The following is a 13293-nucleotide window of genomic DNA, read 5'->3' as shown; positions in this document are numbered from 1 at the left end:
GCCCGGCCTGTTGCACCGGAGGTCCGGCCCCGCCGCGGCCTCAAGCCAGCCGGCCACCGGACTCGGCCGCCACCCGCCGCTGCAGATCGGCCAGGGTGCGCCCCGGCTCGTCACGAAAGCGCGCGTCCTCCACCTGCAGCGCGTCGATGCGGTCGAGGCGGAAGCTGCGGAAGTCCTCGCGCAGCGCGCACCAGGCCGCCAGCGTCCAGACCTGACCCCAGTGCAGGCAGGCCAGCGGCCGCACGCGGCGGCGGCTGGCGCGGCCGGATTCGTCGCGGTAGTCGAAGGCCACCCAGCGCCGCTGGTCAGCGGCCTCGCGCAACGCCTGCAGCCGGTCCAGCGCCTGCGCGTCCTGGCCGGCATCGGGGCTGTAGACGAGCAGGCGCTCGGCGGCCGTGCGCACCTCGCCGGGCAGCACGGCCATGATGCGCGCCAGCGCGGCCTCGGCCTGCGCGGCCAGCGCCGGATCCAGCCGCGGGCCGGCCAGCCGCACGGCGGCGACCAGCGCCTGGGCCTCGCCGCGCGGGAACATCAGCGGCGGCAGCGCCTGGCCAGCGCCGAAGCGGTAGCCGACCCCGGCCTCGCCCTCGATGGCCACGCCGCGCGCCTGCAGCGCGGCCACGTCGCGGTAGACGGTGCGCAGCGAGACCTGCAGCCGCTCCGCCAGCCAGGCGGCCGTGCTCAGCCGCCGGCCGCGGATCAGCTGCACCAGCTGGAACAGACGGTCGGCACGGCGCATGGCTCAGCCCGGCGCCAGGCCGCGCCAGGGCCGCGCCGGGCTCAGGCCGCCATCGGCGTGCACAGCTCGACCAGCGTGCCGTCCGGCGCGCGCAGATAGGCGACGGTCTGGCCCCAGGGCTTGGTCACCGGCTGCGCCAGCAGCGTGCCGCCGACGGCCAGCGCACGGGCCAGCGCGGCGGCCACGTCCTCGGTGGCCAGGCCGATCTCCATGCCCAGCGGGCGCGGGCTGTCGGCTGCGACCACGTAGTCGCAGCCCACGCTGTCGCGTGCCGTGGCGTGGTCGCAGAAGGCCAGCGTGGTCGATCCGGTGCACAGGGTGCCGAAGCCACCATCGGGCGACAGCATGCCGCGCGCCAGGCCGAAGGCCCGCTCGAAGTAGTCGAGCGATGCCGCGACATCGGCCACGTAGACGATGGTCCAGGCCAGTTGCATGTTGGTTGTCCTTGCCAGGGTGACGGTGGGGGCGGCCGCAGGTTAACGCAGCGCGTGCAGGCCGATGCGGTTGCCTTCGCTGTCGCTCAGGTGGACGAAGCTGCCCATGCCCTCGGGCAGATCGACGCGCGGCTGCAGCAGCTGCGCCCCGGCGGCCAGCGCCCGGGCGGTGGCGCTGTCCAGGTCGGGACCGACGCTCAGATAGACCAGGCTGCCGCGGGCCGACGGCTGCAGCGCCGGCCCCAGGAACAGCGCGCCGCCGGTGCCCGGTCGGGCATAGGGCAGCACGGCCAGCGTGCACGGGCCCATCACCTGGCGCCGCAGCGGCGCCTGCAGCACGGCGGTGTAGAAGCGCTCGGCACGGTCGAGGTCGGCCACCGGGATCTCGAACCAGCTGAGGGCGGACGAGCCGGCGGGGGCGGTGGAGGTGGGGGTGGCGTCGGACAGGGCGGGGGTGACGGCGGTCATGGTCGGTGGCCCGCGTGCGGGCTGTCGGGGTGGATGGGAGCCGCCATGGTGCGGACCGGCTGCTGCCAACGGGGTGTCAGCAGCCTGTCACCTGCGCGGCGCGGACCGCGAGGACCGCGTGGCCAGCCGGCCGGCCGGACAGGCTCCGGCCGCGGCGGGCGCACCGCTGCCCGGCGCGCGGCGCGCGGGTGGCGCTCCCTCACGAACGGCGGCACGCGGCGGACACCGCACCGTCGCCGGACCCGGCGCCGGATCCCGGATCCGGCGCCTCAGTGCCTCAACGCCTCACTGCGGCACCTGCAGCCCGCGCCGCACCGCCGGCTCGGCCTCGAAGGCGGCCAGCACCCGCTGCACCTGCGGAAAGTCGTCCCAGCCGATGCTGCGTGCCGCATCGTAGAAACGCACCAGCGCGCGCACCCAGCTCCACAGCGCGATGTCGGCGATGGTCCAGCACGGGCCGGTGATCCAGCGCCGGCCATCGAGCTGGCGCTCCAGCACGGCCAGCGTGCGCCGCATGTCGGAGATCAGCTGCGCCAGATGCGCCGACTCGCTGCGCCGATGGCCGGCCAGGCGCAGCCAGTAGCCGAGCTGCGAGACCGCCGGCCTCAGGTTGCCGGTGCAGAAGGCCAGCCACTGCAGCGTCTGCCAGCGGGCCTGCTCGGGCCCGACACCGGCCTCGGCATCGAGCAGGCGCCCCGCCCGCTCGGCCAGGTACTGCAGGATGGCCGCGCTCTCGCACAGCAGCAGCGGCCGGCCCTGCGGGCCGTGGGGATCGAGGATCACCGGTATCTTGGGGTTGGGGCTGGCGGCCAGGAACTCGGCGCTGAGCTGCTGCAGGCCCTCGAAGCTGACGCGATGGGCCTCGTAGGGCTGCTCCAGCGCTTCCAGCAGGATCGAGACCTTGACGCCCGACGGCGTGGGCAGCGAGTACAGCTGCAGGCGCTCGGGATGGCGCGGCAGCCAGCGCCGGGCGATCGGGAAGGCGGACAGCGGGCCGTGACCGGCACCAGGGTCGATCAGCGAAGTCGGGCACATGAGGCTCCGCATGATAACCGTCACGCGACGCGTCCAGATCCCATCGCCCGGCACCACCGGGCACCGCCTGCCGAGGCGACCGGATGGCCTGCGCACGGCGACCGTCAGCCGTCAGCCGTCAGCCGACCCAGACCCAGACCCCGCTGCCGTGGCCGCTCAACGTCCGAGCAACGGCTCCAGCCGCAGGTCCAGCACCTCGACGCCGCGCAGCGTGCTGTAGCGCAGGCGCTGCGGCCAGTGGCCGAGGGCCGGATCGGTCCAGACCTGCACCCGCAGATCGTCCGGCCCTTCGGGCTCATGGCGCCAGGCGTGCCAGACGGACGTGCCGGGCACGGTCGAGGCGGCCGCCGCCTGCGGATCGGCCGCATCGGCCGCATCGACCGCCGTCAGCCGCCAGGTCGCCGACGCGCCGCGGGCATCGACCACGCGCAGCTCGACGCGCGGCGGCGGCAAGGGCGCGGCCTGCAGCACCGCGGCCAGCTGGGCGATCCACGAGAGACGGTCCTGCGTCCCCGGCCAGGCCGGCAGCGCGTGCCGCGGCCCGGAAAAGCTGATGGCCGCCAGCTCCGGCCGCCAGTGCACGGCGCGCCAGGCCCGGCCGGCCCGCCGCTCGAGCAAGCGCCGGGGCGCGACGCCGGTGGCATCGAGCAGGCCGCGGCTGTCGAGCTCCAGCCACGGCGTGCCGTCGGTGCCGCGCACCGCCAGCTGCATCCGGTAGCGGGGCCGGCCCGCCGGGGCATCGGCGGCCGGATCGGCGGCGCCCGGCGGCTGCAGGCCCTTGTCGGCGGGCGGCGGGTCCGTGACCGCCGGCTGCCAGCGCAGCTCGGCCCAGCCGCCACGCGAACCCGCCTGGGCCCGGTAGCGCAGCTGCAGCGGGGCGGGCACCTGGGTGGCGTAGAGCGGCGGCGGCACGGCCCGGGCCGCCGCGGCCGGCCCGTCGACCGGGGGATCGCCCGGGCCCTCGGCCTGACCGCGGGCGATACCGTCGAGGGCGTCGGTGGCGGTGGCGGTGGCGGTGGCCGAGAGGTCGGTCGAGGCGGGGGCGGCGGTGCCCTCAGCCGTGCGATCGGCGGCGGATGCGCGGACGGCCGCCGCCGGGCCCGAGGCTCCGGAGGACCCGACGGGATGGGCCGCTGCAGGTGCAGGTGCAGGTGCGGGTGCGGGTGCGGGCGCAGATGCGAACGCAGCCGAGCGCTGCGCCGCGGGCATGGCCTCGGTGCGCGGGACGGGCGCCGCCGCGGGCCCCGCCGTCATGGCGGTCATTGCGGCCGGGGAGACGGGGAAGACAGAGGAGCGCGGGGCCGCCAAGGCGGCCGACCGTGGTACCGGAGGGTCCATGCCCGGCGGCACGGCGGTCGCCGTCGGGGTGTGGGCCGACGCCGGCGCCACCCCCACCGCCTCGTCCGCCTCGCCGGCCGCCAGCGCGGAGCCCCCCGCACCGGCCAGCCCCGCCGCCCCCGCCCCCGCCCCCGCCCCGACGGCCGCAACCGGCTCCGGCCGCAGGCGGACCGCAGGCCGCAGCACCAGCGGTCGCAGGCCCCGGCCTTCGTCGACGGCCGCCAGATGCGCCACGGCCGCTGCCGCCGCGGCCGGCGCCGGCGGCCGCGGCGCCAGATCGATCGCCGGGCCGAAGCCGAGCAGCAGCAGATGCACGGCGGCGACCAGCACGGTCAGGCCGACCAGCGCGCCCGTGGGGCTGCGCCCGGCGGGCACGCCCCCCGCCGGAGAACAGCCCCCGCGCCGCCCGCCCGAGGCCCGGCCGGACCGGGGCACCGGGCGGTCACGGAGCAGGGCAGGAGACGGTGCGCGGGCGGACATCGGATCCGCATGCTGCCACCACCGGGCACACCACGGCCGCCCGCCCGGGCCGCCACGTGGTCGCCCGGGCCGCCGTGTGCCGCCATATGTGCCGCCATATGTGCCGCCATGTGCCGCCGTGTGCCTCCATACGTGCCGCCATGTGCCGCCACACCGCCGCCACATCGCCACCACATGATCCGCACCCGCCCCCCCTGGCCGGGCCACCGGGCCAGCAAGCCCGACAATGCCCGCCATGAAGCTCGCCACCTACCGCGACGGCTCGCGCGACGGCCAGCTGGTCGTCGTCTCGCGCGACCTCGGCCTGGCCCATTACGCGACCGGCATCGCCACGCGGCTGCAACAGGCGCTGGACGACTGGCCGTTCATCGCCCCGCAGCTCGATGACCTCTACCAGACGCTGAACCAGGGCAAGGCCCGCCACGCCTTCCCCTTCGAACCCCGCCAATGCATGGCACCGCTGCCGCGCGCCGGCACCCGGCTGCAGGCTGCGCGGCCGGGCGGCACCACGCCGCCGCCCGCCGCGGCCGACGGGCCGGCGCCTCCGCCGGAGACCGCGGCCGGCACCGCATCCGACACCGCGGCCCGCGACGCCGGGGCGGCCACCGGCTGCCCGCCCCAGGCGCTGATCCCGTGCCCGGCCCAGCCCCTGCTGGGGCCCTGCGACGACCTGCGCCCGGGCCATGCGGCCTGGGGCGTGCAGCTCGACGCCAGCCTGTGCGCGATCTGCGGCGATCTGGAGCCCGGGGCCGATCCCGCCCAGGGCCTGGACGCGCTGCGGCTGCTGATGCTGTGTGCCGACGCCGGGCTGCGCCGGCCGCCCGGCGGCCCGGCCCTGGCCCACGCGGCCTGGCTGGCGAGCGCCTGCTCACCGGTGGCGGTGACGCCCGACGAGCTCGGCGCGGCCTGGCGCGGTGGCCGGCTGCACGGCCTGCTGCGCTGGCAGCTGAACCAGCAGCGCAGCCGTCAGCGCCCGCTCGAGGCCTGGCCTGCGCGCCACCTCGGCCAGTGGATCGCCGACGCCGCGCTGACACGGCCGCTGGCCGCCGGCGCGCTGCTCGGTCTGGCCGTCGAGGCGCTGGGCTCGGCCGAGCCGCTGCAGCCCGGTGACCGGCTGCGGCTGGACCTGCTCGACCCACAGGGCGCCAGCCTGTGCGGCAGCCTGGACCTGCGCGTGCGTGTGGCCGGCATGGCCGACGACGACGCCGCGGCCGGCGACGGTGCCGGTGCCGGGATCGACGGGCTGACCGACGGCCTCGTCACGGACGCCGAACACGCCGAAGACACCGCCGACGCGAAGGACCGCGCCGCGGGCACGCCGCGCGACGCGGCCCTGTCGGCGGAGGCCGGAGCGCAGACGCAGACCGCCGTCCCGGCCGGTGGCGCCGATCCGGCCCCCCGTCCCGCACGCCCGGCAGCGCCCCGCCGCAGCCCCACCCCGCACCGCTGACCGCCCGCCCCCGCCGCCCCACCCCGATGCAGGACTTCCCCCGCGCCCTCAAGCACGTCACCGCCTGGCTGGTGCTGGCCACCGCCGTCTTTCTCGGCGTGCAGGCCTGGCAGGCCGAGCGCGCGCGACCGGCACCGCGACAGATGGACGGCGAGCTGGTGCTGCGGCGCGCCGCCGACGGCCACTACCACTGGCCGGCGACGGTCGCTGGCCAGAGCGTCGATTTCCTGATCGACACCGGCGCCACCGGCAGCGCCCTGCCGGCCGAGCTGGCCGAGCGCCTGGGCCTGCCGCGCGGGGACACGATCCAGACCCACACCGCCGCCGGCCCGGCACGCGGCTGGATCAGCCATGCCGAGCTGCGGCTGAGCCATGGCCCGGAGCTGCCCGAGCACCGCTTCATGGTGCTGCCCGGCCTGGGCACACCGCTGCTGGGCATGGACGTGCTGTCGCGGCTGCGGCTGGTGCAACAGGGCCAGGAGCTGCGGATCAGCCAGCCCGCGCGCGCGCCTTGAGCCCGCCCGCGCACACCGTGCACCACGCGAACCCCATGAGCGCTGCGCCGTCCACGCCCCACCGGAAGGCCCCGCGCCGCCGCATCGGCCTGGCCGGCCTGCTGCTGGCGGCCTCGGCGCTGGCCGCGGGGCCGGGCAGCACGTCCGATGGCGCGGCAGGTCCCGGCGCGGACGGTCCGGACTGCCCGCCACCACCGGCCACCGTGCCCTCCACGGCACGGCTGCAGGCGGCGCTGCGCGTGGCCCGCGACCATGGCCCGCTGTGGCGGATCGAACGACCGGCGCGTGCCGGCCAGCCGCCGCGCCAGGGCTGGCTCTACGGCACGGTCCCCCAGGGCACCCTGGCCAGCGCGGCCCCGGGACCGCAGCTGCGCGAGGTGATGCAGGCCGCACGCGGGCTGGTGCTGGAGCGCGCGGTCGGCCTCCCGGGCGAGGCCAGCGCGCTGCGCCCGACCGAGGCCGCGCTGCAGCAGGCCGAGCAGGCCGCGCGCCAGGCGCATCCCTGGCCGGCGGCGCTGGGCCGGCGGCTGGCGCAGGCGGCGGATGCGGCCTGTCTGGACGCCGCCGACCGCACGCGGCCCGCCCTGCTGCAGCTGGCCGCGCTGGCCGAGGCCCGGGCCCGCCGCGCGGGCTGGGATGCCGGCTGGTCCCAGGCGGAGGTGCTGCGCGGCCATGCGCAGGCCGCCGGTCTGCCGATCCAGGGCCTGGACACGCCGGAGGAACAGGTCGCCGCACTGTGGCCGGCCGACGCCGCCGACGGGCCGGCCCTGATCGCCGACCTGCTCGACCAGCTCGACGACCCGACCTGGCCCGCGGTCCAGCGCCGGCTGATGCAGGCCTGGTCCGACGGCCACCTCGACACGCTGGCCGACTGGCGCCAGTGGTGCGGCTGCGCCGACACGCCGACCACCGCCGCCCTCTGGCAGCGCCGGCTCGACGCCCGCCAGGCCCGCTGGGCCGCGCGCATCGACGCACGGCTGCAGGACGACGGCGGGCCGTGGCTGGTGGCCATCGACGCCCTGCACCTGGCCGGCCCCCACGGCCTGCCGGCCCAGCTGCGTCAGCGGGGCTGGCAGCTGCACCCGCTGACGCCTCGGCGGACGCCCTCGCCGACAACCCCCTGACATCCGGCCCCGCGCCCCGCCCCGGACCGATGCCCTGACGGACGTCCCGCCGGACGCCGGACCCGGCGGCGCGCGCCGGGTCCGCTGCGCTTACCATGGTCCGCACGACAGGAGACAACAGACCATGGCCGCCGACACCCCACCGCCGTTCGCCCGCCTGATGCCGGGCTTCGACTTCCTGCAGCAGCTGGTCAAGGGCGCCGGCGCGGCGATGCCCGGCTTCAACAGCTGGGTGGCCCCCACGCTGGACCCGGCCGAGCTCGACAAGCGCATCACCGAGCTGCGCACCGTCCAGTACTGGCTGGAGCAGAACGCGCGCCTGATCGGCGCCACCATCCAGGCGCTGGAGGTGCAGCGCATGACGCTGGGCACGCTGCAGGCGATGAACGTGTCGATGGGCGATCTGGCCGAGGCGCTGAAGGTGCGTGTGCCCGACCCGGCCGCCGCGGCCCACACCGCCCCCTCGGCCGCCCGCCCCGCACCGACCGCGCCGCCGGCATCGGCGCCGGAGCCCGCAGCGGGCCCGCGCCCCCCGTTCACCTGGCCCGGCTTCATGGGCCAGCCGCCATCGGCGGACAGCCCCCCGCCGGCCGCCACGGCCACGCCGACCGCCCCCGCCGCCGGCCCCTGGGGCGTGCCGCCATCGGCTGCTGCTGCTGCGGCGGCGGCGGCTGCCGGTACCCCCCCGCCACCGGCAGCCAGCCCGGCCGGTGCCACCCCACCGCCCGCCGCGGAGGGTGCCGCCCCGGCCCAGGCGGCCGCCAGCGACGAGCCGCCACGCCCCGGCGTGATCGACCCGATGCAGTGGTGGAACGCGCTGACCCGCCAGTTCACCGACATCGCCAGCCAGGCCGTGGCCGAGGCCCGCATGCCCGAGGACCTGCTGCAGCGCGGTCTGCAGGCCGCCGGTGAGGCCACCCAGGCCACGCAGGCCGCCTTCCAGGCGGCAGCCGCGGCGGCCGGTCAGGTCGCGGCCAGCGCGGCCCAGGCCGCCCAGGCCAGCCCGGCCGCGACCGCGCCGGGCGGCCCGGCTGGCAGCCCGGCGGGTGGCGGCCCGGCCACCGCAGCCAGCCCCCACGCGCCGGGCGCCACCGCGGCGCCGTCCGCCGCCGGCACCGCCCGCCAGGCGGCCGCCCCGCGCAAGGCCGCGGCCAAGTCCTCCCGCACCGCGCCGCGCCCGCCCGCCAAGACCCGCCCCCAGACCTGAGCCGCCGGCCCCAGCGGCTCCTCTCCGCCCACCGTCCCCGAGATCCAGATGTCCGACGCCCCGCTGTCCGCCGTCGTGCCCCGTTGCCTGCTGGGCCATGCCACCCACCCCGATCCCCGGCTGGGCCTGGCCCTGGCCGCGGCCCAGATCGAGGCCCAGCGGCACAGCCTGGCCGATGCCGGCGAACCCTGGCAGCCGACGCTGTGCATCGTCTACCTGACGGAAGCCTGCGCCCCGCAGGCCGAGGCCCTGCTGGACGAACTGCGGGCCCGCTGGCCAGGCACCGACTGGGTCGGCTGCGCGGCCTGGGGCGTGGCGGCCACCGGCGTCGAGTACCTGGAAGAGCCCGCGCTGGTGCTGCTGATGACCGATCTGCCGCGCGCGCTCTACGCGCTGTTCCACGGCCGGGCGCCGCTGGAGCCCGGCCGCTGGCACAGCGCCCTGGTGCATGCCGCCCCGGGCACGCCCGACCTCGACGAGCTGATCCAGGAACTGGCCGAGCGCACCCGCGGCAACTACCTGTTCGGCGGCCTGAGCTCGGCGCGCAACCGGGCGCTGCACATCGCCGACGGCGTGCACGAGGGCGGGCTGTCGGGCGTGGCCTTCGATGCGGCCGTCGGCCTGCTCTCGCGCGTGACCCAGGGCTGCCAGCCGATCGGCCGCGCCCGCACGATCACCCGCTGCCAGGACAACCTGGTGCAGGAACTCGACGGCGCGCCGGCCCTGCCGCAGCTGCTGGCCGAGCTCGGCGTCGATCTCGACGCGGCGCCCGAACGCGCCCTGCAGGCGCTGCGCCACACCCTGGCCGGACTGACCCGGGCCGACGGGCGGGCGCTCGACCATCCCGGCCAGTTCGGCCCCGACACCGAGGTGCGGCACCTGGTGGGCGTCGAGCCCACGCACGGCGGCGTGGCGCTGGCCGAGGTGGTCGAACCCGGCACGCAGCTGACCTTCTGCCGCCGCGACCGCAGCGCCGCCCAGCGCGACCTGGTGCGCGTGGCCACCGAGCTGCGCGAAGCCCTGGAGCCGGCCGATCTGCCGGAGCCGACCGCCACCACCGCGGCCGATCCGGGCGGGCCCGCCGGCGGGCTGCCGGGACAACTGCCGGGGGCGATCTTCATCTCCTGCTCGGGCCGCGGCGGGCCGCATTTCGGCGGCCCCTCGGCCGAGCTGCTGACGGTGCAGCGCGCGCTCGGCGAGCTGCCGCTGGCCGGCTTCTTCGCCGCCGGCGAGATCGCCTTCCATCACCTCTACGGCTACACCGGCGTGCTGTCGGTGTTCCACCCCGGCCTGGACGACGACGACGACGCGTCGGCCGGCGCCGCCGGCTGAGGACGGCGCCGGTGGCCCCGCCCCGCATCCCGCCCATCCACTGCCTGCAGGCCTTCGAGGCGCTGGCGCGGCTGCGCAGCGTCACGCTGGCGGCCGACGAGCTGGCCGTGACGCCGAGCGCCGTCAGCCACCGCATGCGCCAGCTGGAGACCCAGCTCGGCCTGCGCCTGTTCGCGCGCCACGACTTCCAGCTCTCGGCCGAAGGCGCCGGCTACCTGGCCCGGGTGCGCGAGGCGTTGGCGCTGCTGGCCGACGCCGCCGGCCCGGACGCCGCCTCCAGCGGCCGCGTGCGGCTGCGCGTGGCCGTGCCGCCGACCTTCTCGCGCCAGATCCTGCTGCCGCGGCTGGCGCTGTTCCGCCAGGCCTGGCCGGACATCGACCTCGTGCTGCAGGTCTCGATCCCGCTGCTGCACGTCTTCGGCGAGGAGGCCGACGTCGAGGTGCGCTTCGGCGCCGGCGGCCCGTATGCCGACCGCGAATCGGTGCGCCTGCTCGGCGACCGCGTCTGCCCGGTCTGCAGCCCCGGCTATCTGGCCGAGGCCGGGCCCTTCGACGGCTTCATGCGCGATGCCGAGGTGGCCCGCGCCCAGCTGATCCGCAGCCCGCTGGAGCCCTGGCGCACCTGGTTCGTCGCCCACGGCCTGAGCCTGCGCGAGCCGGCCGACGGCGCCCAGGTCAACGATGCCGGCCTGGTGCTGGACGCGGCCGTGGCCGGCTTCGGCGTCGCGCTGATGCGGCTGCGCCTGGGCGCGGCCTGGCTGGACGACGGCCGCCTGGTGCGGCTGTCCGAGCACTCGGTGGAGTCGCCCCACCACCACGACCTGGCCTGGAAGCCCGGCGCACTGGCGCGCTGGGAAGTCGCGGCCTTCGTCGACTGGCTGCGCCAGGCGGTCTGAGGCCGCCGCGGCCTGCCGGACCGCCCGGATCGCCCGTGCGTCGACGGCGGGGCCGTGTCCTGAGCGGACCCTGATGATCGCTCCGGATAAGGGTTAACCCTTGATCTTGCCACCGATCCGGGCCTCCGGCGCCCGGATTGAAAAGCCTTCACGCCGGCAGCGGGCAGCTTTCAAGCGGCAGCGGGGCCGCGCTTTCTACAGTCCGCCCCGAGCCGCGGCCAGTCCGGCCACCCCACCGTCACCCGACGGTGCCGGGCCACCGCCCCACGGTGGCCCGCGGACCGCCGCCGCGGACCCCCACCCACCCCGATCCCATCCATCAGACACGGCCCGCATGACGCGCGTCGTGAGGAGACTCGCGCCATGACTTGGCAACAGGTGTACGACCCGATGGGCAGCATGATGCTGTCCACGCTGCTGGCGGCCATTCCCGTCGTCGTGATGCTGGTGGCCCTCGGCTTCCTGCACATCAAGGCCCACATCGCCGCGGGCCTGGGCCTGATCGCGGCCATCGGCGTGGCGGTCTTCGTCTACGGCATGCCGGCGCAGCTGGCGGGCAACGCCGCGCTGTACGGCGGCCTGGTCGGCCTGATGCCGATCGGCTGGATCGTGCTCAACATCATCTTCCTGCACCAGCTGACCGAGCACAACGGCTCATTCAAGGTGCTGCAGGACTCGATCGCCGGCATCACCCAGGACCGCCGGCTGCAGCTGCTGCTGATCTCGTTCAGCTTCGGCGCCTTCTTCGAGGGCGCGGCCGGCTTCGGCACGCCGGTGGCGGTGACGGCGGCCATCCTGATCGGCCTGGGCTTCAGCCCGCTGGCCGCCTCGGGCCTGAGCCTGATCGCCAACACCGCGCCGGTGGCCTACGGTGCGCTCGGCACGCCGGTCATCACGCTGGCCAAGGTGCACGGCTACGACCTGATGGAGGTCAGCGCGATGATCGGCCGCCAGCTGCCGTTCTTCAGCCTGCTGGTGCCGTTCTGGCTGATCTGGGCCTTCGCCGGCCGCAAGGCGATGATGGAGATCTGGCCGGCCATCCTGGTCACCGGCCTGAGCTTCGCCGGCGCGCAGTTCTACGTCTCGAACTACATCGGCCCCGAGCTGGTCGACGTGATCGCCGCCATCTGCTCGATGGTCGCGCTGGTCGGCTTCCTGCGCGTCTGGCGCCCGAAGCGCATCTGGACCTCGACCAGCCTGCGCGGCCACGAAACCGACGGTGGCCAGGCCAGCGAGCCGGTGCCGCCGAAGAAGCACCCGCTGGGCGCCGTGATCCGCGCCTGGACGCCGTGGGCCATCCTGACGGTCTTCGTCTTCATCTGGGGCCTGCCGGAGGTCAAGAAGTTCTGGAACGGCGTCTGGGCCCCGGCCTTCCCGATCGTCGGTCTGGACGGCATGGTCGAGAAGATGCCCCCGGTGGTGGCCACGCCGACCAAGGAGCACGCGGTCTACACCCTGAGCCTGCTGTCGGCCACCGGCACCGGCATCTTCCTGGCGGCCATCGTCGGCGGCCTGGTGATGCGCTACAACCCGGTGCAGCTGGCGGTGCAGTTCTTCCGCACGCTGTGGCTGGTGCGCTACTCGCTGCTGACGATCGTGCTGATGCTGGCCCTGGGCACGCTGACGCGCTATGCCGGCACCGACACCACGCTGGGCCTGGCCTTCGCCAACACCGGCGTGCTCTACCCGTTCTTCGGCACGCTGATGGGCTGGATGGGCGTCGCGCTGACCGGCTCGGACACGGCCTCCAACGTGCTGTTCGGCGGCATGCAGAAGGTGGCGGCCGAGCAGCTGGGCCTGTCGCCCAACCTGATGGGTGCGGCCAACTCCTCAGGTGGCGTGATGGGCAAGATGATCGACGCGCAGTCCATCGTCGTGGCCTCGACCGCCACGCGCTGGTTCAACCATGAAGGCGACATCCTGCGCTACGTGTTCTTCCACTCGATCGCGCTGGCCTGCCTGGTCGGCCTGTTCGTGACGATGCAGGCCTATGTCTGGCCGTTCACGTTGATGGTCATCCACTGACCTTGCGGCAGGCCGGTGGCCGGCCCCGGGCCGCGGACCCCGGGCTTGCGGACCGTCCGGCGGCCGCGGCGCCGGTGCCACGGCCGGCTGCACCGCGATTGCATGCATCGCGGGCAGGACTGTCCTGACCCCGCGCAGGGCCGACGGGCGGCCGCGCAGGCGCCAGGGTCGCTACAGTAGGCGTCTCGCGCACACCGCCCGCCGCCCTCGATCGTAGAACCGCAGGCGCCGGCCGTCGCGCCGCCCGCTG

12 protein-coding genes are annotated in these 13293 nt (G+C 76.2%); 7 read left to right on the top strand and 5 right to left on the bottom strand.

Translation table 11 applies throughout. The features are described 5' to 3' along the window. Positions 1-40: 40 nt before the first annotated feature. The 5 genes from AACH11_RS10530 to AACH11_RS10510 form a co-directional block, all read right to left on the bottom strand. The gene (locus AACH11_RS10530; RefSeq protein ID WP_341374177.1) at positions 41-739 is read right to left on the bottom strand and encodes a helix-turn-helix transcriptional regulator; all 699 of its coding nucleotides are present in this window, start codon (positions 737-739) and stop codon (positions 41-43) included. A 41-nt stretch (positions 740-780) separates the two neighbouring features. Beyond that, a complete protein-coding gene (locus tag AACH11_RS10525) occupies positions 781-1173 on the bottom strand; it encodes a VOC family protein (RefSeq protein ID WP_341374176.1) in 393 nt (130 codons plus the stop codon). Positions 1174-1215: 42 nt separating this feature from the next. Further along, complete coding sequence (locus AACH11_RS10520; protein ID WP_341374175.1) at positions 1216-1641, bottom strand: VOC family protein; 426 nt, start codon at positions 1639-1641, stop codon at positions 1216-1218. Positions 1642-1926: 285 nt separating this feature from the next. After that, positions 1927-2676, bottom strand: a complete 750-nt coding sequence (locus tag AACH11_RS10515; protein ID WP_341374174.1) for a glutathione S-transferase family protein — start codon at positions 2674-2676, stop codon at positions 1927-1929. Positions 2677-2832: 156 nt separating this feature from the next. Next, positions 2833-4389: a hypothetical protein gene (locus tag AACH11_RS10510; RefSeq protein ID WP_341374173.1), complete on the bottom strand. Its 1557-nt coding sequence runs from the start codon at positions 4387-4389 to the stop codon at positions 2833-2835. A gap of 340 nt (positions 4390-4729) precedes the next feature. Between AACH11_RS10510 and AACH11_RS10505 the strand changes: the two genes are divergently transcribed. The 7 genes from AACH11_RS10505 to AACH11_RS10475 all read left to right on the top strand — a co-directional run bounded on the left by AACH11_RS10505 (position 4730) and on the right by AACH11_RS10475 (position 13043). After that, a complete protein-coding gene (locus AACH11_RS10505) occupies positions 4730-5944 on the top strand; it encodes a fumarylacetoacetate hydrolase (RefSeq protein WP_341374172.1) in 1215 nt (404 codons plus the stop codon). 26 nt (positions 5945-5970) lie between these two features. Next, a complete protein-coding gene (locus AACH11_RS10500; RefSeq protein ID WP_341374171.1) occupies positions 5971-6459 on the top strand; it encodes a retropepsin-like aspartic protease family protein in 489 nt (162 codons plus the stop codon). A gap of 35 nt (positions 6460-6494) precedes the next feature. Further along, positions 6495-7583: a TraB/GumN family protein gene (locus tag AACH11_RS10495; RefSeq protein ID WP_341374170.1), complete on the top strand. Its 1089-nt coding sequence runs from the start codon at positions 6495-6497 to the stop codon at positions 7581-7583. A gap of 124 nt (positions 7584-7707) precedes the next feature. Next, positions 7708-8790, top strand: coding sequence for a PhaM family polyhydroxyalkanoate granule multifunctional regulatory protein (locus AACH11_RS10490; protein WP_341374169.1), 1083 nt, complete (start codon positions 7708-7710; stop codon positions 8788-8790). A 48-nt stretch (positions 8791-8838) separates the two neighbouring features. Continuing rightward, positions 8839-10122, top strand: a complete 1284-nt coding sequence (locus AACH11_RS10485; RefSeq protein ID WP_341374168.1) for an FIST signal transduction protein — start codon at positions 8839-8841, stop codon at positions 10120-10122. An 11-nt stretch (positions 10123-10133) separates the two neighbouring features. Then, positions 10134-11018: a LysR substrate-binding domain-containing protein gene (locus AACH11_RS10480; protein WP_341374167.1), complete on the top strand. Its 885-nt coding sequence runs from the start codon at positions 10134-10136 to the stop codon at positions 11016-11018. A 363-nt stretch (positions 11019-11381) separates the two neighbouring features. Further along, the gene (locus AACH11_RS10475) at positions 11382-13043 is read left to right on the top strand and encodes an L-lactate permease (protein WP_341374166.1); all 1662 of its coding nucleotides are present in this window, start codon (positions 11382-11384) and stop codon (positions 13041-13043) included. The last annotated feature ends 250 nt before the right edge of the window (positions 13044-13293 follow it).

It is taken from the genome of Pseudaquabacterium rugosum (assembly GCF_038066575.1).
GTDB lineage: Bacteria > Pseudomonadota > Gammaproteobacteria > Burkholderiales > Burkholderiaceae_C > Pseudaquabacterium > Pseudaquabacterium rugosum.
Note: the sequence above shows the minus strand (reverse complement) of the source record. Positions and strands in the feature narration are given on the sequence as shown.

What these genes read in the sequence shown, in the direction of transcription:
- AACH11_RS10530 (WP_341374177.1), bottom strand. Translation starts at nt 739, where the DNA reads ATGCGCCGTGCCGACCGTCTGTTCCAGCTGGTGCAGCTGATCCGCGGC.
- AACH11_RS10525 (WP_341374176.1), bottom strand. Translation starts at nt 1,173, where the DNA reads ATGCAACTGGCCTGGACCATCGTCTACGTGGCCGATGTCGCGGCATCG.
- AACH11_RS10520 (WP_341374175.1), bottom strand. Translation starts at nt 1,641, where the DNA reads ATGACCGCCGTCACCCCCGCCCTGTCCGACGCCACCCCCACCTCCACC.
- AACH11_RS10515 (WP_341374174.1), bottom strand. Translation starts at nt 2,676, where the DNA reads ATGTGCCCGACTTCGCTGATCGACCCTGGTGCCGGTCACGGCCCGCTG.
- AACH11_RS10505 (WP_341374172.1), top strand. Translation starts at nt 4,730, where the DNA reads ATGAAGCTCGCCACCTACCGCGACGGCTCGCGCGACGGCCAGCTGGTC.
- AACH11_RS10500 (WP_341374171.1), top strand. Translation starts at nt 5,971, where the DNA reads ATGCAGGACTTCCCCCGCGCCCTCAAGCACGTCACCGCCTGGCTGGTG.
- AACH11_RS10495 (WP_341374170.1), top strand. Translation starts at nt 6,495, where the DNA reads ATGAGCGCTGCGCCGTCCACGCCCCACCGGAAGGCCCCGCGCCGCCGC.
- AACH11_RS10490 (WP_341374169.1), top strand. Translation starts at nt 7,708, where the DNA reads ATGGCCGCCGACACCCCACCGCCGTTCGCCCGCCTGATGCCGGGCTTC.
- AACH11_RS10485 (WP_341374168.1), top strand. Translation starts at nt 8,839, where the DNA reads ATGTCCGACGCCCCGCTGTCCGCCGTCGTGCCCCGTTGCCTGCTGGGC.
- AACH11_RS10475 (WP_341374166.1), top strand. Translation starts at nt 11,382, where the DNA reads ATGACTTGGCAACAGGTGTACGACCCGATGGGCAGCATGATGCTGTCC.